The organism is Stutzerimonas kunmingensis (assembly GCF_900114065.1).
Classification (GTDB): domain Bacteria; phylum Pseudomonadota; class Gammaproteobacteria; order Pseudomonadales; family Pseudomonadaceae; genus Stutzerimonas; species Stutzerimonas kunmingensis.
In genome coordinates this window covers 229,305-250,803 of record NZ_FORS01000005.1, presented here as the reverse complement: position 1 = coordinate 250,803, position 21,499 = coordinate 229,305, and the positions used below count along the sequence as shown (strand labels likewise).

The window sequence follows — 21,499 nt, the reverse complement described above, 5'->3', positions numbered from 1 at the left end:
TCCATCCTTTGCTTCAGGAGGCGGTCACCGCGGTTTCCCGCAACGCCGCCAGCAAGGCCGCGACGCTGGCGCCGCGGCAATCCACAATTCGTTTGGCGCCCAGCTGCCGAGCCATCTCCGCCACCCGCGGACTGGGTACGAACAAGGGTAGCTCAAGCATTTCGGGCCAGGTATCGGCCGCCAGCTCACGCAGCGACAGCAAACCCTGCCCACTGCTGACCACCAGGCCGTTGAGCCGTTCCGAGCGGAGCGTGGCGGCGAGTGTTCCCGCGGGGTAATCGGGCAGGTAGCGCCGGTACAGCTCGAGGATATCCACCTGCACCCCGCGCGCGCGCAATGTCTCGGCGAGCAGCTCGCGGCCGCCCTCCCCACGCAGGATCAGCACCTTCGGATCGGGTCGGGCCAACGCCTCGCCGAGCCGCGGCAGCGCCAGCAGCGCCTCGCTGTCGTCGCCGCGCTCCGGCCAGCTGGCGTCCAGTCCGTAGTCGGCGAGTATGGCGCCGGTGGCGGCGCCGACGCTGAACCAGGCCTGGGCGAACGGTGGCTGCGGCCAATAGCGGTCGAGTAGGTCGATGCCCAGCCGGGCCGCCGGCTTGCTGACCACAATGACCGCGCAGTAGCGATCCAGCTCGAGAACCGTCGCGCGCTGCTCGGCGGTTTCCGGCAAGGGTTCGATCGCAAGCAGCGGCAGGCTGGCACTGTGAATCCCGGCTTCAGCCAATACCGCCGCAACCGCGCCACACTCCTCGGCCGGCCGGGTCAGCAGCAGGCGCCAGCCGGTCACGCGTGACCAGCCTCGCCGTAGACTGCCTGGAGAATCTGCTCCGCGCCCTGATCCAGCAGCGCTTCGGCAACCTGCACACCCAGCGCCTCGGCATCGGCGGCGGGCGCACGGCCTTCGGCGCGCAGCAGCACGGTGCCGTCCGGCTGGCCGACCAATCCGCGCAACCACAGCTGGTCGCCTTCGAGCACCGCGTAACAGGCGATCGGCACCTGGCAGCCGCCGTTCAAGCGCTTGTTCAAGGCGCGCTCGGCGACGACACGTGTCGCGGTCGGCGCGTGGTTCAGGCATTCCAGCAGCGCATGCAGTTCGCTGTCGGTGGTACGGCATTCGATGCCGACCGCACCCTGACCGCCGGCCGGCAGGCTCTCGTCGACGCTGATGCTGGAGCGGATGCGTTCACCGAAGCCAAGGCGGATCAGCCCGGCGGCAGCGAGGATGATGGCGTCGTACTCACCAGCATCGAGCTTGGCCAGTCGGGTGTTAACATTGCCGCGCAGGAACTGGATCTTCAGGTCCGGCCGACGCGCCAGCAGCTGGGCCTGACGGCGCAGCGACGAGGTGCCGACCACACTGCCGGGCGGCAGCGCATCGAGGTCGTCGAAATGATTGGAGACGAAGGCGTCGCGCGGGTCTTCGCGCTCGCAGATGTAGTACAGGCCCAGCCCTTCGGGAAACTCCATCGGCACGTCCTTCATGGAGTGCACGGCGATGTCCGCTTCGTTCTCCATCAGGGCCGTTTCCAGCTCCTTGACGAACAGGCCCTTGCCGCCGATCTTCGCCAGCGGCGCGTCAAGCAGCTTGTCGCCGCGGCTGACCATCGGCACCAGGCTGACCTTCAGCCCTGGGTGCGACGCCTCCAGGCGTGCCTTGACGTATTCGGCCTGCCACAGGGCCAGGGCACTCTTGCGGGTAGCGATGCGAATTTCGCGAGACATGGGCAATTCCAGAACAGTGAATTGCCGGCGATGATAACAGGCCGGACAACCAGCCTGGGTTGGCCGGAATCAAGTAAAGGGGTTTCACGCCACCGCGCCGGCGCCCGCCAGCTGCACGAGCTGACGGTCTCCAACGCAGCGAACCGTACTGGTTCAGAGGTTCTGCATCAGCTTGCGCACACCGGCAACATGGCGACGGCTCACCGTCAGCGCCTCACCCTCGAGCCCCTTGAGGAACAGCTGAAAATGCCCGAGCGGCGTGCGCTGCAGGCGCTCGATACGATCACGGAACACCAGCGCGTTGCGGTGGATACGCACGAAGCGCTCGCCGAACTCGTCTTCCAGAGACTTCAACGGCTCGTCCAGCAGCACCTCGCCACCGATGTGGCGCAGGGTGACGTACTTGTGGTCGGCGATGAAGTAGATCACGTGGTCCAGCGGAATCAGCTCGATGCCCTTGCGGGTACGCGCGCTGATGTGGGTGCGTGGCCCGGCACCGGAAACCGCTGCCGGCCGGGTCAACGCAGCGAGCTGCACTCGGTTCGGCCGTTCCGCCTTCTTCAAGGCCTCGGTGAGGTGTTCCGGGCGCACCGGCTTGACCAGATAGCCAACCGCGCTGACCTGGAAAGCCTCCAGAGCAAATTCATCATGGGCAGTACAAAAGATCACGGCAGGCGGCGCATCCGTCTCGCAAAGCCTGGCTGCAACCTGCAGGCCATCTAGCCCCGGCATGCGGATATCCAGCAGCACGACATCAGGGCGCAGTTCCTCGATCAGCGTCAGTGCTTCTTCGCCATTGCTGGCAGCGGGCTCGAGGACACGATAGCCGTCGAGGTCACCTACCAGTCGGCTGAGGCGCTCGCGGGCTAGAGGTTCGTCATCGACAATCAGGACATTCATATAGATCTGGCTTCCTGCGTTTGTCTCGCACATGGATAGCGTAGACATGTGTAATGGCGGCCTTCACGGCGCTCCACGCTGAGACTCGCTAGCGGACCGAAAAGTGCCGCTAATCGTGCGTCGATGTTCTGCAGACCCTGCCGTGTCCCGCGTGAAGCCTGCGCTTGAGCGGTTTCGTCGAAGGGGTTGCTGACCACCAACTGAAACACGCCATCGACATAATCGGCGGTTACGCTCACCACACCTCCCTCGATACGGGGCTGGATGCCGTACACCAGCGCATTCTCCAGCAACGGTTGCAGCGTCAGCTGCGGAATCGGCAGATCGTCCGGTACGCCGGCGACCTGCCAGTCCATCTGTAGACGGTCGCCCAGACGATATTGTTCGATCGACAGGTAGCGCCGCGACAACTCCAGCTCCTCGCTCCAGGCCACCAACGTGCCGGGCCGCGCCAGGCTGGCACGGAACAAGTCCGACAGATCCAGCACCGCCTGCTCGGCCTTGACCGGATCGCTGGCCACCAGTGCGGCGATGCTGTTGAGGCTGTTGAACAGGAAATGCGGACGGATGCGCGCCTGCAGCGACTCGATCCGCGCCCGCAGCTCGGCCTGCTCCTGGCGGCGCCACTGACTCTGCAGATAGAAATAGCGTAGCAACAGCCCGGACATGATCAGGCTGATCAGCGCGTGACGCAGGTAGAGATTGACCTCCCCGTCGCGCGAAAGCGGGCCGCCGAGCTGGTAGATATCGGCCACCGCGGTGCAGGCCTGGGTCAGCCCGACCACCAGCGCGCAGCAGGCCAGCCCGGCGAAGGCAGTGCGCAGACGCGCCAACACGGGCCGCAGCAGACACATGGTGCCGGCCGAGAGCAGCACGATCCACTGCACGAACAACGACGTCAGCGCCAGCCGCATCCAGTCAAAGCCAGGCTGCATCGGCTCGGCCAGCACCAGCACGAACACCAGCAACTCGGCGAGCAGGACCAGGCCAAGCAAGGCATCGGGCTGGCACAGCTCGGGGACGAAGAAGTCATCGGATACGGCAGTGGATTTCACGCGCTTCAGCCTGTGGTTTACCTGCCCGGCAGTTTCCTTGCACACCCGGTCAACGGCAAGCCGGGCGCCGGTCAGCCAAGTGGAATAATCCGGAATTGCCAGCCAGCTCACCCTTCGCCGCCGTAGCGGCGACGTCCCCGACAGCGGCGCCATCCCTGTTATCATCGCCGCCTTTCCTCAGCCTTCGGATTTCAGCGAGCGCATACATGAGCACCGACAAGACCAACCAGTCCTGGGGCGGCCGTTTCAGCGAGCCCGTCGACGCCTTCGTCGCCCGATTCACCGCCTCCGTCGAGTTCGACAAGCGCCTCTACCGCCACGACATCATGGGTTCGATCGCCCATGCGACGATGCTGGAAAAAGCCGGCGTGCTGAACGCCGATGAGCGTGACCAGATCATCGCCAATCTGAAAGACATCCAGGGCGAAATCGAAGCCGGCACCTTCGACTGGCGCGTCGACCTGGAAGACGTGCACATGAACATCGAAGCACGCCTGACCGACCGCATCGGAGTGACCGGCAAGAAGCTGCACACCGGCCGCTCGCGCAACGACCAGGTCGCCACCGACATCCGCCTGTGGCTGCGCGACGAAATCGACCTGATCCTCGGCGAAATTACCCGTCTTCAAGAAGGCCTGCTGGGTCTGGCGGAAGCCGAAGCGGACACCATCATGCCCGGCTTCACCCACCTGCAGACCGCGCAGCCGGTGACTTTCGGCCACCATCTGCTGGCCTGGTTCGAGATGCTCAGCCGCGACTACGAGCGCCTGGTCGACTGCCGCAAGCGCACCAACCGCATGCCGCTGGGTTCGGCCGCGCTGGCCGGCACCACCTATCCGATCCAGCGGGAGATCACCTGCGAACTGCTGGGTTTCGAAGCGATCTCCGGCAACTCGCTGGATGGCGTGTCCGATCGCGATTTCGCCATCGAATTCTGTGCCGCCGCCTCGGTGGCGATGATGCACCTGTCGCGCTTCTCCGAAGAGCTGGTGCTCTGGACCAGCGCTCAGTTCCAGTTCATCGACCTGCCAGATCGCTTCTGCACCGGCTCCTCGATCATGCCGCAGAAGAAGAACCCGGACGTACCTGAGCTGGTGCGCGGCAAGACCGGCCGCGTATTCGGCGCGCTGGCCGGCCTGCTGGTGCTGATGAAGGGCCAGCCGCTCGCCTACAACAAGGACAATCAGGAAGACAAGGAACCGCTGTTCGACGCCGCCGACACCCTGCGCGACAGTCTGCGCGCCTTTGCCGACATGGTTCCGGCGATCAAACCCAAGCGCGAAATCATGCGCGAAGCGGCGCTGCGCGGCTTCTCCACCGCGACGGATCTCGCCGATTACCTGGTGCGCAAGGGCCTGCCCTTCCGCGACTGCCACGAGATCGTCGGCCATGCGGTGAAGTACGGCGTGCAGAACGGCAAGGACCTGGCCGAGATGAGCCTCAATGAGCTGCGCCAGTTCAGCGACCAGATCACTGACGACGTGTTCGCCGTGCTGACCCTGGAAGGCTCGGTCAACGCCCGCGACCATATCGGCGGCACCGCGCCGAACCAGGTGCGCGCCGCGGTGGCTCGTGGCAAGAATCTGCTGACGACCAGATGATCACGTCTGGCCGCCGTATTTCGGTGGTCGGCTGTTCAGGTGCCGGCAAGACCATGCTGTCGCGCCATCTGGCGCAGCAGCTCGGTTATCGCCATATCGAGCTGGATGCCCTGTTCCATCAACCGGGCTGGCTGCCGTTGCCTACCGAGCAGTTTCAGCAGGCGACCCGTGATGCGCTGCAGGGCGACGACTGGGTCGCAGAAGGCAATTATTCGGCGGTGCGACCGTTGGTGCGAGAGCGCTCGGACATGGTGATCTGGCTGGATCTGCCACGCCACACGGTAATGCGCCAGGTCATCTGGCGCACCCTGCGACGCCTGGCCTGCCGTGAGGAGTTGTGGAATGGCAACCGCGAGCGCTGGAGCAATTTATTCAAATTGAACCCACGCCAATCCATCCTGGCTTGGTCGTGGACCCGCCACCCGATTTACCGGCAGCGCTACGCCGAGGAAATGCGTAACGCACCGCCATCCTGCCAATACCTACGACTGGACTCACGGCAGGCCATCAACGCCTTTCTGGCGAACCTGTCGTCCCGTTAAACCTTATTGAGGGCCTGCCTGTAATGTCTCTGCACATTCGCCCCGCGGTTCGCGAAGACGCCGCGCTGATCCTGCGCTTTATCACCGACCTGGCCATCTACGAAAAGGCCGAGCACGAGGTCACGAGCGACGTCGCCGGCATAGAGAATAGCCTGTTCGCCGACGGCAGCACCGCCCATGGCCTGATCTGCGAGCTGGACGGCGAGCCGATCGGTTATGCGGTGTATTTCTTCAACTACTCGACCTGGCTGGGCAAGCACGGCCTGTATCTGGAAGACCTTTACGTCACCCCGCAGCAGCGTGGCGTCGGTGCCGGCAAGGCGTTGCTGCGTCATCTGGCAAAACTGGCGGTGGCACGCGGCTGCGGGCGCTTCGAGTGGTCGGTGCTGGACTGGAACCAGCCAGCCATCGACTTCTACGAATCCATCGGCGCCAGGCCGCAGAACGAGTGGATCGGCTACCGCCTTGCCGGCGACGCACTGTCAGAGTTCGCGGCCGGTTGAGCAATCGTTCCAGCACGCCTGCGCCACCCGCCGCGATGCCGCCGCGAAAAGCGCGCCTGCCCTTTGCCAATGCCTGGTTCTTCCCGGCTGCCGCGCTCTACGCGGCACTGATTCTGCCGTATTCGGTACTGGCACTACTTGGCCTGCTTCCCGCGTTGCCCGGGCTCGCCACATCCGCCGGTCACGCCCACGAAATGCTCTTCGGCTTCGCCCTGGCGGTGATCGCCGGCTACCTGCTCGGCCCGCAGCGACTGCGCTTTACCCTGACGCTGCTCGGCTGCTGGGCGCTCGCACGACTGAGCTTCCTGCTGTGGCCGGGTTCATGGCTGGCACTCGCCAGCGCCGCGATCTTTGCCACCGGCCTTGCCTGGAAAGTGCTGCCGCGCTTTCTCGGCGCCGCGAAGAAATGGCGTAACCAGAGCGTCGCACCCGTGGTCGCCGGGCTGAGTCTGCTCAGCGCCATCGCCAGCGGCGGCTTTGGAGCTGGCTTCGACCGCCTCATGCTGGAGGAGGCGCTGCTATTGCTCGCCACCCTGATGTTCTTCATGGGCGGACGGATCATCGCGCCAGCCGTCGCCGGTTACGCGCAGAGCCGGGGATGGCGACTGGATGCGCGGGTGCAGCCGCATATCGAAGGCGCCGTGCTGATCCTGCTCGGCCTCGCCCTGCTGTTGAATCTCCTGCCCTGGCCGCTCACCCGGCAACTCACCGGCGCCGTACTGGTCGCCGCTGCCGTACTCACGACCATCCGCCTGCTGCGCTGGCAACCCTGGCGCTGCGCGCGGCCGGAGTTGCTGACGCTGCTGCTCGGCTATGCCTGGCTCGCCATTGGCCTGCTATTGCTTGGCCTGGGTACGCTGCTACCGGCGCTGCCATTGAACGCAACGCTGCACGCTTTGACCGTCGGCGCGCTGGGCAGCCTGACTTTCGCGGTCATGGCCCGCACGCGGCTGATCTACCGTTTCCGCGATCCCGCGGCGCAGCCCTGGATACAGGGCGTGGCGTTGCTGATCAGCCTGGCCGCGCTGGCTCGCGTGCTGCCCGCCCTGCTGAGTCAGCCTAACCCGGCCTGGCTGCTGCTCGCCGCCGGTTGCTGGTCGCTGGCCTTTATGGCGCTGACCTTGCTGCTCTGGCGTTGTCGCGACGCCCATTCGGATAGTCCTCGCGGCAACGCTAATCACTGAGTCATCGACCGGAACTCTCGCGCATTACGCTTGACCTACATGCAACCGCCGGCGATTCCTCCCATGTCCGCCGTCGCATTCGCCGAGGCCTGCATGACCGATCTGCGCACCCTGCTGCTGAATCAGGACACCCAGGGCGCCGAGCTCTTCGACTCGCCCAAGGAACGCCTGATCTTCTACCGCTCCGAAATCCATTTCGAATCTTCCCTGCTGGCCGAACGCACCAGCGCCTACCTGTCGTCACAATCGTTCCTGATGATTGCCTTTGCCTCGTCGATGGCCAACAGCAACCCTGAGTGGGGCGAGCTGTTCCGCCTGGTGGTGCCGGCGATCCTCTCGGTGCTCGGCCTGATCACATCGCTGCACGCGATGCCCGGCATCAAGTCCAATTTCGACGTCATCGAACGCTGGCATCAGAAACAGTCCGAACTGCTGCAGCTCGAAGGCCGCGTCGGTATGCTGCCCAACAACGAATCGGCGCTGTTCGGCGAAGGTAACAGCCCGGTCGGCGGGCATCGCTACAAGCGCACCCTGCTGTTCTCGCTGCGCACGCCGATCATCTTCTCGCTGGTCTGGAGCGCATTTGGCCTGCTCTGCCTGGCCCTGAGCCTGATGGACTGACGCACCGCACAACGCCGCATTGCCCCACGCGGCAGCAGGTGCTTAGCTGGACGCATCCGTATGGAGGAACCCCATGTCCGATTCAGACCGCCCCCGCTATCGCGTCGATGCTGATCGCCAGGCCGCCCAGCGACGGGTACGCTACGTCGAAACCAACCGGCCGGATGACGGCAGCTGCACGATCTGCCAGCTGGACGAAGAAAACCCGGCACCGCTCGACGAGACCCCCGCCATGGCGCAAGAAAACCCCAGCAACGATGAAGATGAAGCCTTCGCCGAGTCGACCCTGATCCAGGCAATCGAGAACCAACTTGAAGCCGGCGAGCCCGCGGCTACCCAGGCCACGCTGAACAAGCTCACCCTGGTCGGCTACGAGCGCGACGAATGCTTGCAGATGATGGCCCTGGTCCTGGCCCATGAGATCCGCACGATGCTCAGCGAAGACCGCCCTTTCGACGGTGCCGCCTACGAGACCATGCTGCGCAAGCTGCCGGAACTGCCGGAAGCATCCGAATAGGATCTGGATCAAGGCAGGGCCACCGACAGCATCTACACTCAGCAAACAGGGCATGAGCCCACCATCCGAGGAGCGAGCATGTCGTACACCCCTGAGCTGGTTGCCGAACTGGACGTACTCCGACAGTTCAATCTGGAAAATCTGCAGGAAGGGCTGAAGGTGCATCACGAAGCCAGCCCCGCCACCATCGCCGCTTTTGGCCGCCTCCACGCCAAGGGCCTGATCACCCAGGCCGACGGCGGTTACCTCACCAGCCTTGGCCGCGACGCGGCCGAACAGGCGCAAACGCTGCATACCATCCTCTCGGAAACCGTCACGGCCTGACATCGCCATGCCGTTCCGCTTCACCAGTCCAGGGCACGGATGACGCCGGCCCTGGCCGTTGGTCGCTCACTGCAGGCAAACTTGCGCCGCGCCTCAAGCCGCACGCCGATTGGCCGATGAACAGGGGTTAGCCTCGCCTGCACGAACCACAATGACCCGCACCCAGCACATCCACCCGATTCTCGAAGAAGGCATCGACCGCAAGGTGCTGACCACGCTGCGGGCGCGCTTTCTCGCGGTCAACTCCGCACGCCTGGAGCGGGCCCTGCAGGCCATGTCGACGCGCCAGCAGCAGGTACTCAAGCTGCTGCCGCTGCTGTTTCACGTCAACCATCCGATTCTCCCCGGCTATGTCTCGGCGACTACCCCTGCCGGACTCGCGCACTTCGTGCCGGACGCCGAGCAGCTCGCCGAAGCACAGCGCCTGAGCCGCTCGTTCGCCTACAAGCCGGCGCGCGGAAAACTGCCGCAGCCGATACTCGGCCTGTTCCTCATGGGCAGCCTCGGCACCGTGGCGCAGGACGAGCACAGCGATCTGGACGTGTGGGTCTGCCACGATCCCGCCCTGGACGCCGGCCAGATCGAGGAACTGCGCCGCAAGTGCGAACTGCTGGAAGCCTGGGCGGCGAGCCAGGGCAGCGAAGCGCACTTCTTTCTGGTCGATCCGCAGCGCTTCAATCAGGGCCAGCGCGAAGCCAGGTTGACCTCCGATGACTGCGGCACCACCCAGCACTACCTGCTGCTCGACGAGTTCTACCGCACGGCACTCTGGCTCGGCGGGCGCATCCCGCTCTGGTGGCTGGTGCCGGACTACGAGGAGCACCGCTACGACGAGTATGTGGCGACGCTGCTGGCCAAGCGTTTCGTGCGCGCCGACGAAGTACTCGACCTCGGCCACCTGGGCCAGGTGCCGCCCGGCGAGTTCGTCGGCGCCGGACTCTGGCAGCTCTACAAGGCCATAGCCTCGCCCTACAAATCGCTGTTCAAGCTGCTGCTGGTGGAGGTGTATGCCAGCCAGTATCCGCAGCTGCGCTGCCTGGCCCTGGACTTCAAACAGGCCATCTATCAAGGGCGGTTCGATCTGAACGAGCTCGACCCGTATATCGCCGCCTACCTTGCCATCGAGCGTTACCTCGGCGCGCGCGGCGACCACGAGCGCCTGGAGCTGGCGCGGCGCTGCCTGTACCTGAAGATCAATCGCCCACTGAGCCGGCCACCGGTCAACCGCAACAAGAGCTGGCAGCGCAGCCTGCTCGAGCGGCTGACCCACGACTGGCGCTGGGACGAGCGGCAGTTCGCACTGCTCGACAACCGCAGCCACTGGAAAGTGCGTCAGGTCAGCCAGGAACGTCGCATGCTGGTCAACGAACTGACCTACGGCTATCGCTTTCTCAGCGACTTCACCCGACGCCTTCAGGCCACCAGTCCGCTCACCAGTCGCGACCTCGGCGTGCTGGGTCGTCGCCTGTACGCCGCGATCGAACGCAAGGCCGGCAAGGTCGAGGTGGTCAATCTTGGTATCTCGCCGGATATGGCTGAACACAGCCTGACCCTGGTGCACGATTACGACGCTGCGGGCGACGTGCGCTGGTCGCTCTATCAGGGCCAGCTCACCGCGCCGGAACTGAGCAATTTCGCCCCATTGAAGCGCTCTCGCGAGCTGGTCGCGCTGCTGGCCTGGTGTCACCGCAACGGCGTGGTGGATGTCAGCACCCACCTGTCCCTGTTCCCTGGCGACAGCGGCCTGAGCGAAGCGGAACTGTTCGCCCTGTTCAGCGACCTGCGCCGTGCGCTGCCGATGCCGCTATGCCCGGTGGACGAAGAAGCGCTACTGGCCGCGAGCAAACCCAGCCGGGTGCTGCTGCTGATCAACATCGGCCTGGACCCCACCCAGCAAGCCCCGACAGCATCTGCCATCGGCGAGCAGTCGATGCTGAACGCGGCGCCGGAAAGCCTGGTGCTGAGCGTGGATCAGGTCACGCTCAACAGCTGGAACGAGTTGCTGGTGACCCGCTACGAAGGGCCGAAGGCGCTGCCACTGTGCCTGCGCGATTATCTGGATAGCCTCGAGCGGGTCGTGCAGGCACCGCAGCTGCAGGTCTTCTGCTTCGCCCGCAATCGCGGACAGGCCATCGCGCGGCGAGTCGAGCAGATATTCGAGGATGCCCGCCAGAGCCTTGCCAGCGTCGCTCATGGACGCTACCTGCTTCAGGTTCGCCAGCATTTCCACATGCTGCAGCGCGAGGCGAACGCGCTGCGTCTCACCCACCTGAGCGATCGCGCCGCACTGCTCGAACACCTTGGCGAGGCTCACCACGCCTACAGCCCGTTCCGGCTCGATCGTGCGGCGCTGGACGGTGACGATCTGGCGCTGATTCTTGCGCAAGGCCGCCCGGGATGCCTGCAGGTGTTCTACCGCACGGCCGGGGAAATCGCCGAACTCAGCGTACTCGATGAATGCAATGCCCTCTGGCGCCAGCAGCTGCCCTATCGCGACGAGCGCACCCTGCTGCGCCCGCTGATGCGCTTTCTCGAGTCAATGCTGTATCGGCGTAACGCGCAGCAGCCCGGACAAAGCCAGGAGCTGGTCGACCCGGCGATCCTCTTCTACCGCATTCAACCCGGACAAGGCGCCCGACCGGCACAACTGGAACGAAGACCGGCGCCCCAGGGCGAGGTCAACGATCCGTTCTACGACGTGCAGGCGATTGTCGAGGCGGGCGAAAACGGTCGCTCGCAGGTCACCCTGTACTGTAACCATCAGGAGTTTTCCGGCCTGGAATATGGTGCCGAGCTGTTCGCCGCCGTGACACGCACGATCATTTCCCGGCGCCGCGACGGTGAACGCTACCCCTGCTACATCACCGACCTCGACCTCACTGGCCTGCACGGCAGCGGACGCAGCCAGACTGTGCAACACCTACGCTACAAGGCGCGCCTGGAGGCGGCGCTGAACGCGGCAATGGAGTCATAAGAGGGCGCTGACGGGGCTTCAGTCAGCGTCTCGACGAGGTTCCGGCCTGACGAACCAGCTGCATTGCGCAGTGGCTATCCAACGCTTTTCGCGCCAACAAAGGCAGAGCTGCGGAAAGCTGCTACCAGCCCGATCGCAGCGGCGGCCAGGCTGATCATCTCGCAAGCGTCGCCCGTCAGAACGGATCGCCTGCCGCTTCGGGCTGGTATTCGATCGCGAGCAGGGTGAGCTTGATCATCTTGCCGGATGGAGTCGGCCAGTCGATGTGCTGGCCTACACTCATGCCCAGCAGCGCCGTACCGACCGGTGCGAGGACGGACACGGTGCCTTCCTTGCCGGCGTCGTGGGGATAGACCAGCGTCAGGTGGTAGTCCTTGCCCGTGCCTTCGTCGCGGCAGTGCACGCGCGAATTCATGGTCACGACGCCCGCAGGCATCTCGCTGCGTTCCACGATCTGCGCCCGCGACAGTTCCTGCTCGAGCGCTTCGGCGGCCGGACCGTAGTCGTCCAGACTGTCGAGCAGCCGCTCAAGGCGCTGCAGATCGAGTTGGGTAAGGATGATCGGCGGTGCACTGGTCATGGGTTCTGGCAAGCTCCTGCGAAAAAATAAAACACGAAAAAAGCAAAACCCCGCCCGAAGGCGGGGTTTTGTTGACCTGCGAAGACACTATCACAGCAGCCCGAATAAGCAAGGGCCCCACCGGCAGCGCCCGGCTCGCGGGGGCTGCACGCAGATTGCGTCAGATATCCTCGAATTCCAGCGCTTCGCCGCCCTGCTCCAGCGTCACCCGCGAGAGCAGCTCTCCGAGGCGCTCGCCGCTTGCATCGCACAGCCACAGCTGGCTGCCTTCGTCGTAGTCGAAATGAAAGCCGCCGGAGCGCGCCGCGACCCACAGCTGGCGCAACGCGGGCTGGCGGCTGAGGATCAGCTGACTGCCGTTATCGAAGCGCACGGTCAGCACACCACCGGAGTTCTCCAGGTCGACGTCCAGACTGGTGTCATCGAATACGTCCTCGACACTCTCCTGCACAGCATCGACCAGATCGTGATAACGGGCTTCGCTCAGGCTCATGCAACACTTCCTCGAATTGTTCTGCACGCGACGCGGGCCGCATGCGATGGCGGCGAGCTTAGCAGGGCGCAGCCGGATCAAGCGAGCCGCCCGCCAGCACGGCCGCCGTGTGACGTGCTGCTCGCATAGGCAATCCGCCGGGTGCTGGGTATACTCCGGCGATTAGATTTTTCAAGGATTCCAGTCCCCATGAAGCGCCTTCTGCTTCCCTTCATCGCACTCGCCGTCTTCGCCGCCGCGCTCAGCGGTTGTGGCCAGAAAGGTCCGCTGTACCTGCCGGATGACGAGAAAACCGTCAAAGAACGTTCCAAAGACCGTTTCGAACTCTAAAGGAGGCTGTTCATGGAGGCCTTCTCGTACCGCGACGGTCAACTCTTCGCGGAAGGCGTGGCACTGCCCGCACTTGCGCAACGCTTCGGCACCCCGACCTACGTCTATTCCCGCGCGCACATCGAAGCCCAGTACCGGGCCTATGCCGATGCGCTGGATGGCATGCCGCATCTGGTCTGCTTCGCCGTCAAAGCCAATTCGAACCTGGGCGTACTGAACGTTCTGGCACGTCTCGGCGCCGGTTTCGACATCGTCTCGCGCGGTGAGCTGGAGCGCGTACTGGCCGCCGGCGGACAGCCGGACCGTATCGTCTTCTCTGGCGTCGGCAAGACCCGTGACGACATGCGCCGAGCGCTGGAAGTCGGCGTGCACTGCTTCAACGTGGAATCCACCGATGAGCTGGAGCGCCTGCAGCAGGTCGCCGCCGAGCTCGGCAAAAAGGCGCCGGTGTCGCTGCGGGTCAACCCGGACGTCGATGCCGGCACCCACCCGTACATTTCCACAGGTCTCAAAGAGAACAAGTTCGGCATCGATATCGACAATGCCGAGGCGGTCTACGCCCGTGCCGCCGAGCTGCCGAACCTGGAAGTGGTCGGTGTCGACTGCCATATCGGTTCGCAGCTGACCAGCCTGCCGCCTTTCCTCGATGCGCTCGACCGCCTGCTCGCACTGACCGAGCGCCTCGCCGCACGCGGCATCCAGATTCGTCACCTTGACCTCGGTGGCGGCCTCGGCGTGCGTTACCGCGACGAGCAGCCACCGCTGGCCGGTGACTACATCCAGGCCGTGCGCCAGCGCATCGAAGGCCGCGGGCTGGCGCTGGTGTTCGAGCCAGGCCGCTCCATCGTCGCCAACGCCGGCGTGCTGCTGACCCGCGTGGAATACCTCAAGCACACCGCGCACAAGGATTTCGCCATCGTCGATGCGGCGATGAACGACCTGATCCGTCCGGCGCTGTACCAGGCGTGGATGAACGTCATCGCGGTGCAGCCGCACGAAGGCGATACGCGTCGCTACGACATCGTCGGACCGATCTGCGAAACCGGCGACTTCCTCGCCAAGGATCGTGAGCTGGCGCTGGTCGAGGGCGACCTGCTGGCGGTGTGTTCGGCCGGTGCCTACGGCTTCGTCATGAGCTCCAACTACAACACCCGCGGCCGCGCCGCCGAGGTGCTGGTGAACGGTGACCAGGCCTTCGAAGTGCGCCGTCGCGAGAGCGTTCAGGAGCTATACGCCGGCGAAAGCCTGCTGCCCACTTGAGGCCAAGATCATGCTTCTGCGCTTTACCAAGATGCACGGTCTGGGCAACGACTTCATGGTCATCGACCTGGTCAGCCAGCACGCGCACATCCAGCCCAAGCACGCCAAGCAGTGGGGCGATCGCCACACCGGAGTCGGTTTTGATCAGCTGCTAATCGTCGAGCCGCCGCAGAACCCGGACGTGGATTTCCGCTACCGCATCTTCAATTCCGACGGTTCGGAAGTGGAGCAGTGCGGCAACGGCGCGCGCTGCTTCGCCCGCTTCGTGGTCGACAAGCGCCTGACCGTGAAACGCAAGATCAAGGTCGAAACCAAGGGCGGCATCATCGAGCTGGATATCCGTCCCGATGGGCAGATCCGCGTCGACATGGGTCCGCCGCGACTGGTGCCGTCCGAGATTCCGTTCCAGGCCGACCAGGAAGCCCTGAGCTATCCGCTCGAAGTCGATGGCCAGCGCGTCGAGTTGGCCGCCGTGTCCATGGGCAACCCCCATGCGGTGCTGCGCGTCGACAGCGTCGAGCAGGCACCTGTGCATGAACTCGGACCGAAGATCGAACATCACCCGCGCTTTGCGCAGCGGGTCAATGTCGGCTTCCTGCAGGTCGTCGATCGCCGCCATGCGCGGCTGCGCGTTTGGGAACGCGGCGCCGGGGAAACCCAGGCCTGCGGTACCGGCGCCTGCGCGGCTGCGGTCGCGGCAATACGCCAGGGCTGGATGGATTCGCCGGTACAGGTCGAGCTGCCGGGTGGCCGCCTGTCCATCGAATGGGCAGGTCCCGGGCAGCCGGTTATGATGACCGGCCCCGCCGTTCGTGTATTTGAAGGACAGGTTCGCCTATGACCGACCAGACCCAGGGCAGCACCCCGCTACCCGACGCCGAAGCCGTCGCCGCCTACCTGCGCGCCCATCCGGAATTCTTCGTCGATCACGACGAGCTGATCCCTGAGCTGCGCATCCCCCATCAGCCGGGCACCGCGGTGTCGCTGGTGGAGCGTCAGGTCAAGCTGCTGCGTGAGCGCAACATCGAGATGCGCCATCGTCTGTCGCAACTGATGGACGTGGCGCGCGACAACGACCGTCTGTTCGACAAGACCCGCCGCCTGGTGCTCGACCTGCTCGACGCCAGCAGCCTGGAAGAAGTGGTCAGCGCGGTGGAAGACAGCCTGCGCCACGAGTTCCAGGTGCCCTACGTCAGCCTGATCCTGTTCAGCGACGCGACACTGCCGGTGGGCCGCTGCGTCAGCACCGGCGAGGCACAGCAGAGCATCGGCGGTCTGCTCGACGGCGGCAAGACCATCTGCGGCGTGCTCCGCCCGCACGAGCTGAGCTTTCTGTTCGGCGCCGAAGACAGCAGCAGCGTGGGCTCCGCGGCGGTAGTCAGCCTGAAAAATCAGCTGGGCGTACTGGCGATCGGCAGCCCGGATCCACAGCACTACAAGAGCTCGCTGGGCACGCTGTTCCTCGGTTATATCGCCGAAGTGCTGACCCGCGTGCTGCCGCGCTTTGGTACGCCGCTGCGCTCGGTACGCTGAGCGCAATTGCCGACCAACGCCACGCACCACACGCGCCTGCTCGCGGCCTGAGGCTGGAGCCTGTTCATGCAGAACGAACTCGACGCCTACTTCGAACACCTGCGCAGCGCCCGGCAGCTGTCGGGCCACTCGCTGGACGGCTACCGCCGCGACCTGAACAAGCTGCTGACTTACTGCGAGCGCGAAAACATCGCCGAGTGGAATGCACTGCAAGGCCGACACCTGCGCCAGCTGGTCGGCGAGCTGCATCGCCAGGGCCAGTCCAGCCGCAGCGTGGCGCGCCTGCTCTCATCGGTGCGCGGCCTCTACCGCTACCTGAATCAGGAAGGCCTCTGCCAGCACGATCCGGCTACCGGCCTGTCCGCGCCGAAAGGTGAACGACGTCTTCCGAAGCTGCTGGATACCGATCGCGCCATGCAGCTGCTCGATGGTGGCGTCGAGGACGATTTCATCGGCCTGCGCGATCAGGCGATGCTCGAGCTGTTCTATTCATCCGGCCTGCGGCTTTCGGAACTGGTCAGCCTGAACCTCGACCAGCTCGACCTACCGGCAGGCATGGTGCGAGTGCTCGGCAAGGGCAACAAGGTGCGCGAGCTGCCGGTAGGGCGCAAGGCGCGCGAGGCCTTGCAAGCCTGGTTGCCTGTACGTGCGCTCGCCAACCCGGCCGATGGCGCGGTATTCATCGGCCAGCAGGGTCGCCGTCTCGGCGCGCGGGCCGTGCAAGTGCGAGTGCGCCAGGCCGGCGTGCGCGAGCTTGGCCAGCACCTGCATCCACACATGTTGCGCCACAGCTTCGCCAGCCATCTGCTGGAGTCGTCGCAGGACCTGCGCTCGGTGCAGGAGCTGCTCGGCCATGCCGACATCGGCACCACGCAGATCTACACCCATCTGGACTTTCAGCACCTGGCCAAGGTCTACGATCAGGCGCATCCGCGCGCCAAGCGCAAGCAGGACACCGACACATGAGCATTCGCCTGATCACCTTCGACCTGGACGATACCTTCTGGGAAACCACGCCGGCCATCCAGAGCGCCGAGACCGCCCTGCGCGACTGGCTCGGCGTGCATGCACCGCGCCTGGGCGAATTTCCCGTCGAAGCCCTCGGCGCGATCCGCCGCATGCTGGTGGAGCAGGACTCGGCGCTGCGCCACCGTATCAGCGAGCTGCGCCGGCGCATCCTGCAGCACGCGCTGCACGATGCCGGCTATCCCGCCGACGAAGCGGACGAGTTGGCCGAACAGGCCTTCCAGGTGTTTCTCGATGCGCGCCACCAGGTGCAGATTTTCCCGGACGTGCAGCCCACCCTGGAATTTCTCGCCAATCACTACACCCTCGGCGTGATCACCAACGGCAATGCCGACGTGCGCCGCCTGGGCCTGGCCGACTATTTCCAGTTCACCCTGTGCGCCGAGGAGCTGGGCGTCGGCAAGCCCGACCCGCATCCGTTCCAGCAAGCCCTGCGCCTGGGCGCTGCGCGCCCGGAACAGGCCGTGCACGTCGGCGACCACGCGCTGGATGACATCGTCGGAGCGCAACAGGCGGGCCTGCGAGCGATCTGGTTCAACCCCAAGCGCGCCGCCTGGCCGCACGATTACCATCCCGATGCGCAAATCCAGAGCCTGGCCGAATTGCCCAAGCTGCTGCTCGGCTGGCGCGGCGACTGAGCGAGAAGCCAGACGCCAGATGCGCAAAAGCCCGCCTTGGAGGCGGGCTTTTGCGCAATTCTTTTTGGTGCTCAGATAGGGCGACTGCCGTACTTGCTATCCGGCTTCTTCGGTGGGTCGGCGACCACATTGGGCTCGACTTCCTGCACTTGGCCGCCACGCGCGAGAAATTCTTCCATGGCCCGCGCCAGTGCATCGCGCTCCTTCTGCTTGGCTTCCAGGCTCGGCAGTTCGTCCGGTTCCACGGCCTTCGCCTTGGCCTTCTTGGCCGGCGTAGCGCGCTCGCTGTCGGTCCCTTCGTCGTCGAGACTGTCGTCGCCATCATCGGCAGCGTTCAGCTCTTCCCCTTCCTCCTCGTCGCTAACGTCCAGATCGTCTTGTTCTAGTTCTTCGTCGCTCATGTTCAACCTCATGGCCTTGCCAAAGCGGAGTAAGTTATAGCCCAGCGATGCGGAAAGACCGACACCGCCAAAAAAAATTCAACTTGCCGTCCCGTGCAGCGTTGCCACAATCTGCCGCGCGCCACCCTGGTCGCGGTGCTCTCCGAGATAGATGCCCTGCCAGGTACCGAGTGCCAGACCCCCATCGCTGACCGGCAGGCTCAACTGGCAGCCGAGCAGACTGGCCTTGAAATGCGCCGGCAGATCGTCCGGCCCTTCGTAGTCGTGCTCGTAGCCTCCCTCACCCTGCGGCACCAGGCGATTGAAGAAGCGCTCGAAATCTCGTCGAACCGCTGCATCGGCATTCTCGTTGATCGTCAGCGAGGCCGAGGTATGCCGCAGCCACAGGTATAACAGACCGACCCGGCATTGCCGCAGTTCCGGCAGTGCGTCGAGCAGCTCATCGGTGACGAGATGAAAGCCGCGTGGCCGCGCGCGCAAGGTGATCAGGGTCTGTTGCCACATGTTCGAAGACTCATGTTCAACGGCTGGTCGCGCGCATTCTAGCGTGGCGCCAAAAAAAACAAAGGGCGCCAAAAGGCGCCCTTGTCATGAACCAGCGAATCGTTACTGGCGAGTGAACTCCGGATAGGCTTCCAGACCGCACTCGACGACGTCCACGCCCTCGTATTCCTCTTCCTCGCTGACACGCAGGCCCATCACCGCCTTGATGATGCCCCAGACGATCAGGCTGGCGATGAACACCCAGAGGAAGATCGACACCAGACCCAGCAGCTGGGCACCGAAGGTGGCATCGGCGTTGGTCAGAGGCACGGCCAGCAGGCCCCACATGCCGGCAACACCGTGCACGGAGATGGCACCGACCGGGTCATCGAGCTTGAGCTTGTCCAGGCCAAGGATGCTGAACACCACCAGCACACCACCCACGCCGCCGATCAGGGTCGCCTGCAGAGCGCTCGGGGTCAGCGGTTCGGCAGTGATCGCCACCAGACCGGCCAGCGCGCCGTTGAGCACCATGGTCAGGTCGGACTTGCCGAACAGCAGACGCGCGGTGATCAGCGCGGCGATCAGGCCGCCTGCAGCGCCCATGTTGGTGTTGACGAAGACCTGAGCGACGGCATTGGCGTCTTCGATGGTGCTCATCTTCAGCTGCGAGCCACCGTTGAAGCCGAACCAGCCCATCCACAGGATGAAGGCACCGAGGGTCGCCAGCGGCATGTTGGCACCGGGGATGGCGTTGATCTGACCGTTCGCACCGTACTTGCCCTTACGCGGACCGAGCAGCAGCACACCCGCCAGAGCAGCAGCCGCACCGGCCATGTGTACGATGCCCGAGCCTGCGAAGTCGAGGTAACCCGCCGCGTCGAGGAAACCACCGCCCCACTTCCAGAAGCCCTGAACCGGGTAGATGAAGCCGGTCATCACCACCGCGAAGGCGATGAACGCCCACAGCTTCATGCGTTCGGCCACCGCACCGGAAACCACCGACATGCAGGTCGCGGCGAACACGATCTGGAAGAAGAAGTCGGCACGCGCGGAGTAGTAAGGCGCGTCCTCACCACCGGCGGCGACCACGTCGACGGCGTTCTCGTCGCCGATCAGGAAGCCCAGGCTCGGCAGGATGCCGCCGTCCGGGCTGGAGTACATGATGTAGTAGCCGACCAGCAGATACATGATCGACGCCAGCGCGTAGAGCACGATGTTCTTGGTGAGGATCTCGGCGGTGTTCTTCGCCCGGACCAGACCGGCTTCGAGCATGGCGAAACCTGCCGCCATCCACATCACCAGCGCTCCGCAGATCACGAAGTAGAAGGTATCGAGTCCGTACTGGACGGGTATCAATGCAGTGCTATCCATGTTTCACCTCTTGCTGTCGCGCTTTGTGCGCTGTTCGGTCCACAGGCCATCGCATGCCGCGTCGATGGCCGGTGCCGCTTTTCGGATTGGCCCCGGGGTTGGCTCCGGGGTGCCCTGAATGGATTACAGGTTGTAGCCACGCTCGTTATGCAGGCTGAGGTCGAGGCCGATGGTCTCCTGCTCCTCGTTGACCCGCAGGCCCATCACCAGATCGATCGCCTTGAGAATCAGGTAGGTGACGATGCCGGTGTACACCACGGTGAACAGCACGCCCTTGAACTGGATCCACAGCTGCAGGCCGATGTTCTCCACTGCGCCGAAGCCACCCAGCATGGGTGCCGCGAAGATGCCGGTGAGCAGCGCACCGACGATGCCGCCGATGCCGTGCACACCGAAGGCGTCCAGCGAATCGTCGTAGCCGAGCTTGCGTTTCAGGCTGGTGGCGCAGAAGAAGCAGACCACTCCGGATACCAGGCCGATGACCAGCGCGCCCATCGGGCCGACGGTGCCGGCAGCCGGCGTGATGGCGACCAGACCGGCGACCACGCCGGAGGCGATGCCCAGCGCGCTGGGTTTGCCGTGGCCGATCCACTCGGCGAACATCCAGCCCAGCGCCGCAGCGGCAGTTGCGATCTGCGTGACCAGCATGGCCATGCCGGCCGTACCGTTGGCGGCGATGGCCGAGCCCGCATTGAAGCCGAACCAGCCGACCCAGAGCATTGCGGCACCGACCAGGGTCAGGCCCAGGTTGTGCGGCGCCATCGGCGTGGTCGGATAGCCCTTGCGCTTGCCCAGCACCAGGCAGGTCACCAGGCCGGCGATACCAGCGTTGATGTGCACCACGGTGCCGCCAGCGAAGTCGAGCACCCCCCAATCCCACATCAGGCCGCCGTCGCCGCCCCAGACCATGTGCGCGATCGGCGCGTAGACCAGGGTGAACCAGACGCCCATGAACACCAGCATCGCGGAGAACTTCATGCGTTCGGCGAAGGCGCCGACGATGAGTGCCGGGGTGATGATGGCGAAGGTCATCTGGAAGGTGATGAAGATGCTTTCAGGGAAGGCGCCGACCAGGCTGTCGGGCGTCAGACCGCTGAGAAAGGCGCGGTCCAGGCCGCCGACGAAGGAATTGAAGTTGGTGACCCCAGCTTCCATACCGGTGGTGTCGAACGCGAGGCTGTAGCCGTAGACCATCCAGAGGATGCTCATCAGGCCGGTGACCGCAAAGCACTGCATCATCACCGAGAGAATGTTCTTCGAGCGGACCATGCCGCCGTAGAACAGCGCCAGCCCAGGGATGGTCATGAACAGCACCAGCGCAGTGGCCGTCAGCATCCATGCCGTGTCGCCTGAATCCAGCGTTGCCTCCTGCGCCAGGGCCAGGCCTGGACTTATCAGAGACAAAAGGGCTCCTAGCCCTGCGAATTTTCGCAGAGTCATG

General features: G+C 64.6%; 24 protein-coding genes. 14 read left to right on the top strand and 10 right to left on the bottom strand.

The genetic code is table 11. From position 1 onward, the window contains the following. Positions 1–13 precede the first annotated feature (13 nt). From BM275_RS14595 to BM275_RS14580, 4 genes are all read right to left on the bottom strand, one after another. Entirely contained in the window at positions 14–784 is a 771-nt protein-coding gene (locus BM275_RS14595; RefSeq protein ID WP_090521996.1) for a uroporphyrinogen-III synthase, read from the bottom strand. Next, positions 781–1,719, bottom strand: a complete 939-nt coding sequence (gene hemC / locus BM275_RS14590) for a hydroxymethylbilane synthase (protein WP_090521994.1) — start codon at positions 1,717–1,719, stop codon at positions 781–783. Before hemC ends, BM275_RS14595 begins: the two co-directional genes overlap by 4 nt. Before the next feature lie 153 nt (positions 1,720–1,872). Continuing rightward, a complete protein-coding gene (locus tag BM275_RS14585; protein ID WP_014821750.1) occupies positions 1,873–2,619 on the bottom strand; it encodes a LytR/AlgR family response regulator transcription factor in 747 nt (248 codons plus the stop codon). Beyond that, positions 2,616–3,674, bottom strand: a complete 1,059-nt coding sequence (locus BM275_RS14580) for a sensor histidine kinase (protein WP_090521992.1) — start codon at positions 3,672–3,674, stop codon at positions 2,616–2,618. Before BM275_RS14580 ends, BM275_RS14585 begins: the two co-directional genes overlap by 4 nt. Before the next feature lie 206 nt (positions 3,675–3,880). On the opposite strand from BM275_RS14580, the gene argH reads away from it, so the two are divergent. The 8 genes from argH to BM275_RS14535 all read left to right on the top strand — a co-directional run bounded on the left by argH (position 3,881) and on the right by BM275_RS14535 (position 11,940). Beyond that, on the top strand, positions 3,881–5,275 hold the full coding sequence (gene argH / locus BM275_RS14570) for an argininosuccinate lyase (protein WP_090521990.1): 1,395 nt from the start codon (positions 3,881–3,883) through the stop codon (positions 5,273–5,275). Continuing rightward, positions 5,272–5,817, top strand: coding sequence for an AAA family ATPase (locus BM275_RS14565; RefSeq protein WP_090521988.1), 546 nt, complete (start codon positions 5,272–5,274; stop codon positions 5,815–5,817). Before argH ends, BM275_RS14565 begins: the two co-directional genes overlap by 4 nt. A gap of 23 nt (positions 5,818–5,840) precedes the next feature. Continuing rightward, positions 5,841–6,320 (top strand): GNAT family N-acetyltransferase, encoded by a 480-nt coding sequence (locus BM275_RS14560; RefSeq protein ID WP_090521985.1) that lies wholly within the window; start codon positions 5,841–5,843, stop codon positions 6,318–6,320. 35 nt (positions 6,321–6,355) lie between these two features. Next, positions 6,356–7,504, top strand: coding sequence for an NnrS family protein (locus tag BM275_RS14555; protein ID WP_090521983.1), 1,149 nt, complete (start codon positions 6,356–6,358; stop codon positions 7,502–7,504). Positions 7,505–7,597: 93 nt separating this feature from the next. Next, positions 7,598–8,125, top strand: a complete 528-nt coding sequence (locus tag BM275_RS14550; protein ID WP_042926421.1) for a hypothetical protein — start codon at positions 7,598–7,600, stop codon at positions 8,123–8,125. Between the two features lie 73 nt (positions 8,126–8,198). After that, positions 8,199–8,642, top strand: coding sequence for a hypothetical protein (locus BM275_RS14545; protein ID WP_090521981.1), 444 nt, complete (start codon positions 8,199–8,201; stop codon positions 8,640–8,642). A 78-nt stretch (positions 8,643–8,720) separates the two neighbouring features. After that, positions 8,721–8,966 (top strand): TIGR02647 family protein, encoded by a 246-nt coding sequence (locus tag BM275_RS14540; protein WP_014821758.1) that lies wholly within the window; start codon positions 8,721–8,723, stop codon positions 8,964–8,966. A gap of 151 nt (positions 8,967–9,117) precedes the next feature. Beyond that, complete coding sequence (locus tag BM275_RS14535; protein ID WP_090521978.1) at positions 9,118–11,940, top strand: class I adenylate cyclase; 2,823 nt, start codon at positions 9,118–9,120, stop codon at positions 11,938–11,940. A gap of 175 nt (positions 11,941–12,115) precedes the next feature. Here the strand turns inward: BM275_RS14535 and rnk are convergent, their stop codons facing one another. Both rnk and cyaY read right to left on the bottom strand, forming a co-directional pair. Beyond that, positions 12,116–12,520 (bottom strand): nucleoside diphosphate kinase regulator, encoded by a 405-nt coding sequence (rnk, locus tag BM275_RS14530; protein ID WP_014821760.1) that lies wholly within the window; start codon positions 12,518–12,520, stop codon positions 12,116–12,118. A 160-nt stretch (positions 12,521–12,680) separates the two neighbouring features. Continuing rightward, positions 12,681–13,013, bottom strand: coding sequence for an iron donor protein CyaY (cyaY, locus tag BM275_RS14525; protein ID WP_003301128.1), 333 nt, complete (start codon positions 13,011–13,013; stop codon positions 12,681–12,683). Between the two features lie 189 nt (positions 13,014–13,202). On the opposite strand from cyaY, the gene lptM reads away from it, so the two are divergent. From lptM to BM275_RS14495, 6 genes are all read left to right on the top strand, one after another. Beyond that, the gene (gene lptM, locus BM275_RS14520; protein ID WP_014821761.1) at positions 13,203–13,343 is read left to right on the top strand and encodes an LPS translocon maturation chaperone LptM; all 141 of its coding nucleotides are present in this window, start codon (positions 13,203–13,205) and stop codon (positions 13,341–13,343) included. 12 nt (positions 13,344–13,355) lie between these two features. Next, a complete protein-coding gene (gene lysA, locus BM275_RS14515) occupies positions 13,356–14,603 on the top strand; it encodes a diaminopimelate decarboxylase (protein WP_090521976.1) in 1,248 nt (415 codons plus the stop codon). 10 nt (positions 14,604–14,613) lie between these two features. After that, a complete protein-coding gene (gene dapF, locus BM275_RS14510; protein WP_090521974.1) occupies positions 14,614–15,444 on the top strand; it encodes a diaminopimelate epimerase in 831 nt (276 codons plus the stop codon). Then, on the top strand, positions 15,441–16,136 hold the full coding sequence (locus BM275_RS14505; RefSeq protein WP_023444610.1) for a DUF484 family protein: 696 nt from the start codon (positions 15,441–15,443) through the stop codon (positions 16,134–16,136). Before dapF ends, BM275_RS14505 begins: the two co-directional genes overlap by 4 nt. A 66-nt stretch (positions 16,137–16,202) precedes the next feature. Then, the gene (gene xerC, locus BM275_RS14500) at positions 16,203–17,102 is read left to right on the top strand and encodes a tyrosine recombinase XerC (RefSeq protein WP_014821765.1); all 900 of its coding nucleotides are present in this window, start codon (positions 16,203–16,205) and stop codon (positions 17,100–17,102) included. Next, a complete protein-coding gene (locus BM275_RS14495; protein ID WP_090521972.1) occupies positions 17,099–17,800 on the top strand; it encodes an HAD family hydrolase in 702 nt (233 codons plus the stop codon). The genes xerC and BM275_RS14495 overlap by 4 nt, the downstream gene beginning before the upstream one ends. A 71-nt stretch (positions 17,801–17,871) precedes the next feature. Here the strand turns inward: BM275_RS14495 and sutA are convergent, their stop codons facing one another. From sutA to BM275_RS14475, 4 genes are all read right to left on the bottom strand, one after another. Further along, positions 17,872–18,201, bottom strand: coding sequence for a transcriptional regulator SutA (gene sutA, locus BM275_RS14490; protein ID WP_003283413.1), 330 nt, complete (start codon positions 18,199–18,201; stop codon positions 17,872–17,874). A 78-nt stretch (positions 18,202–18,279) separates the two neighbouring features. Further along, entirely contained in the window at positions 18,280–18,705 is a 426-nt protein-coding gene (locus BM275_RS14485; RefSeq protein ID WP_090521970.1) for a secondary thiamine-phosphate synthase enzyme YjbQ, read from the bottom strand. Between the two features lie 102 nt (positions 18,706–18,807). Further along, positions 18,808–20,058, bottom strand: a complete 1,251-nt coding sequence (locus BM275_RS14480; RefSeq protein WP_090521968.1) for an ammonium transporter — start codon at positions 20,056–20,058, stop codon at positions 18,808–18,810. A 123-nt stretch (positions 20,059–20,181) separates the two neighbouring features. Beyond that, positions 20,182–21,498 carry an ammonium transporter gene (locus BM275_RS14475; RefSeq protein ID WP_090521967.1) on the bottom strand — a complete coding sequence of 439 codons (1,317 nt, stop codon included), beginning with the start codon at positions 21,496–21,498 and terminating at the stop codon, positions 20,182–20,184. Between the last annotated feature and the right edge of the window lies 1 nt (position 21,499).

Bases quoted from the DNA above. Each gene is read 5' to 3' on its own strand.
- dapF (WP_090521974.1), top strand. From the start codon at position 14,614: ATGCTTCTGCGCTTTACCAAGATGCACGGTCTGGGCAACGACTTCATG.
- rnk (WP_014821760.1), bottom strand. From the start codon at position 12,520: ATGACCAGTGCACCGCCGATCATCCTTACCCAACTCGATCTGCAGCGC.
- BM275_RS14480 (WP_090521968.1), bottom strand. From the start codon at position 20,058: ATGGATAGCACTGCATTGATACCCGTCCAGTACGGACTCGATACCTTC.
- BM275_RS14545 (WP_090521981.1), top strand. From the start codon at position 8,199: ATGTCCGATTCAGACCGCCCCCGCTATCGCGTCGATGCTGATCGCCAG.
- argH (WP_090521990.1), top strand. From the start codon at position 3,881: ATGAGCACCGACAAGACCAACCAGTCCTGGGGCGGCCGTTTCAGCGAG.
- BM275_RS14565 (WP_090521988.1), top strand. From the start codon at position 5,272: ATGATCACGTCTGGCCGCCGTATTTCGGTGGTCGGCTGTTCAGGTGCC.
- BM275_RS14585 (WP_014821750.1), bottom strand. From the start codon at position 2,619: ATGAATGTCCTGATTGTCGATGACGAACCTCTAGCCCGCGAGCGCCTC.
- BM275_RS14560 (WP_090521985.1), top strand. From the start codon at position 5,841: ATGTCTCTGCACATTCGCCCCGCGGTTCGCGAAGACGCCGCGCTGATC.
- BM275_RS14555 (WP_090521983.1), top strand. From the start codon at position 6,356: ATGCCGCCGCGAAAAGCGCGCCTGCCCTTTGCCAATGCCTGGTTCTTC.
- BM275_RS14485 (WP_090521970.1), bottom strand. From the start codon at position 18,705: ATGTGGCAACAGACCCTGATCACCTTGCGCGCGCGGCCACGCGGCTTT.
- BM275_RS14550 (WP_042926421.1), top strand. From the start codon at position 7,598: ATGACCGATCTGCGCACCCTGCTGCTGAATCAGGACACCCAGGGCGCC.
- hemC (WP_090521994.1), bottom strand. From the start codon at position 1,719: ATGTCTCGCGAAATTCGCATCGCTACCCGCAAGAGTGCCCTGGCCCTG.
- BM275_RS14540 (WP_014821758.1), top strand. From the start codon at position 8,721: ATGTCGTACACCCCTGAGCTGGTTGCCGAACTGGACGTACTCCGACAG.
- lptM (WP_014821761.1), top strand. From the start codon at position 13,203: ATGAAGCGCCTTCTGCTTCCCTTCATCGCACTCGCCGTCTTCGCCGCC.
- xerC (WP_014821765.1), top strand. From the start codon at position 16,203: ATGCAGAACGAACTCGACGCCTACTTCGAACACCTGCGCAGCGCCCGG.
- BM275_RS14475 (WP_090521967.1), bottom strand. From the start codon at position 21,498: ATGACTCTGCGAAAATTCGCAGGGCTAGGAGCCCTTTTGTCTCTGATA.
- BM275_RS14495 (WP_090521972.1), top strand. From the start codon at position 17,099: ATGAGCATTCGCCTGATCACCTTCGACCTGGACGATACCTTCTGGGAA.
- cyaY (WP_003301128.1), bottom strand. From the start codon at position 13,013: ATGAGCCTGAGCGAAGCCCGTTATCACGATCTGGTCGATGCTGTGCAG.
- sutA (WP_003283413.1), bottom strand. From the start codon at position 18,201: ATGAGCGACGAAGAACTAGAACAAGACGATCTGGACGTTAGCGACGAG.
- BM275_RS14505 (WP_023444610.1), top strand. From the start codon at position 15,441: ATGACCGACCAGACCCAGGGCAGCACCCCGCTACCCGACGCCGAAGCC.
- lysA (WP_090521976.1), top strand. From the start codon at position 13,356: ATGGAGGCCTTCTCGTACCGCGACGGTCAACTCTTCGCGGAAGGCGTG.
- BM275_RS14535 (WP_090521978.1), top strand. From the start codon at position 9,118: ATGACCCGCACCCAGCACATCCACCCGATTCTCGAAGAAGGCATCGAC.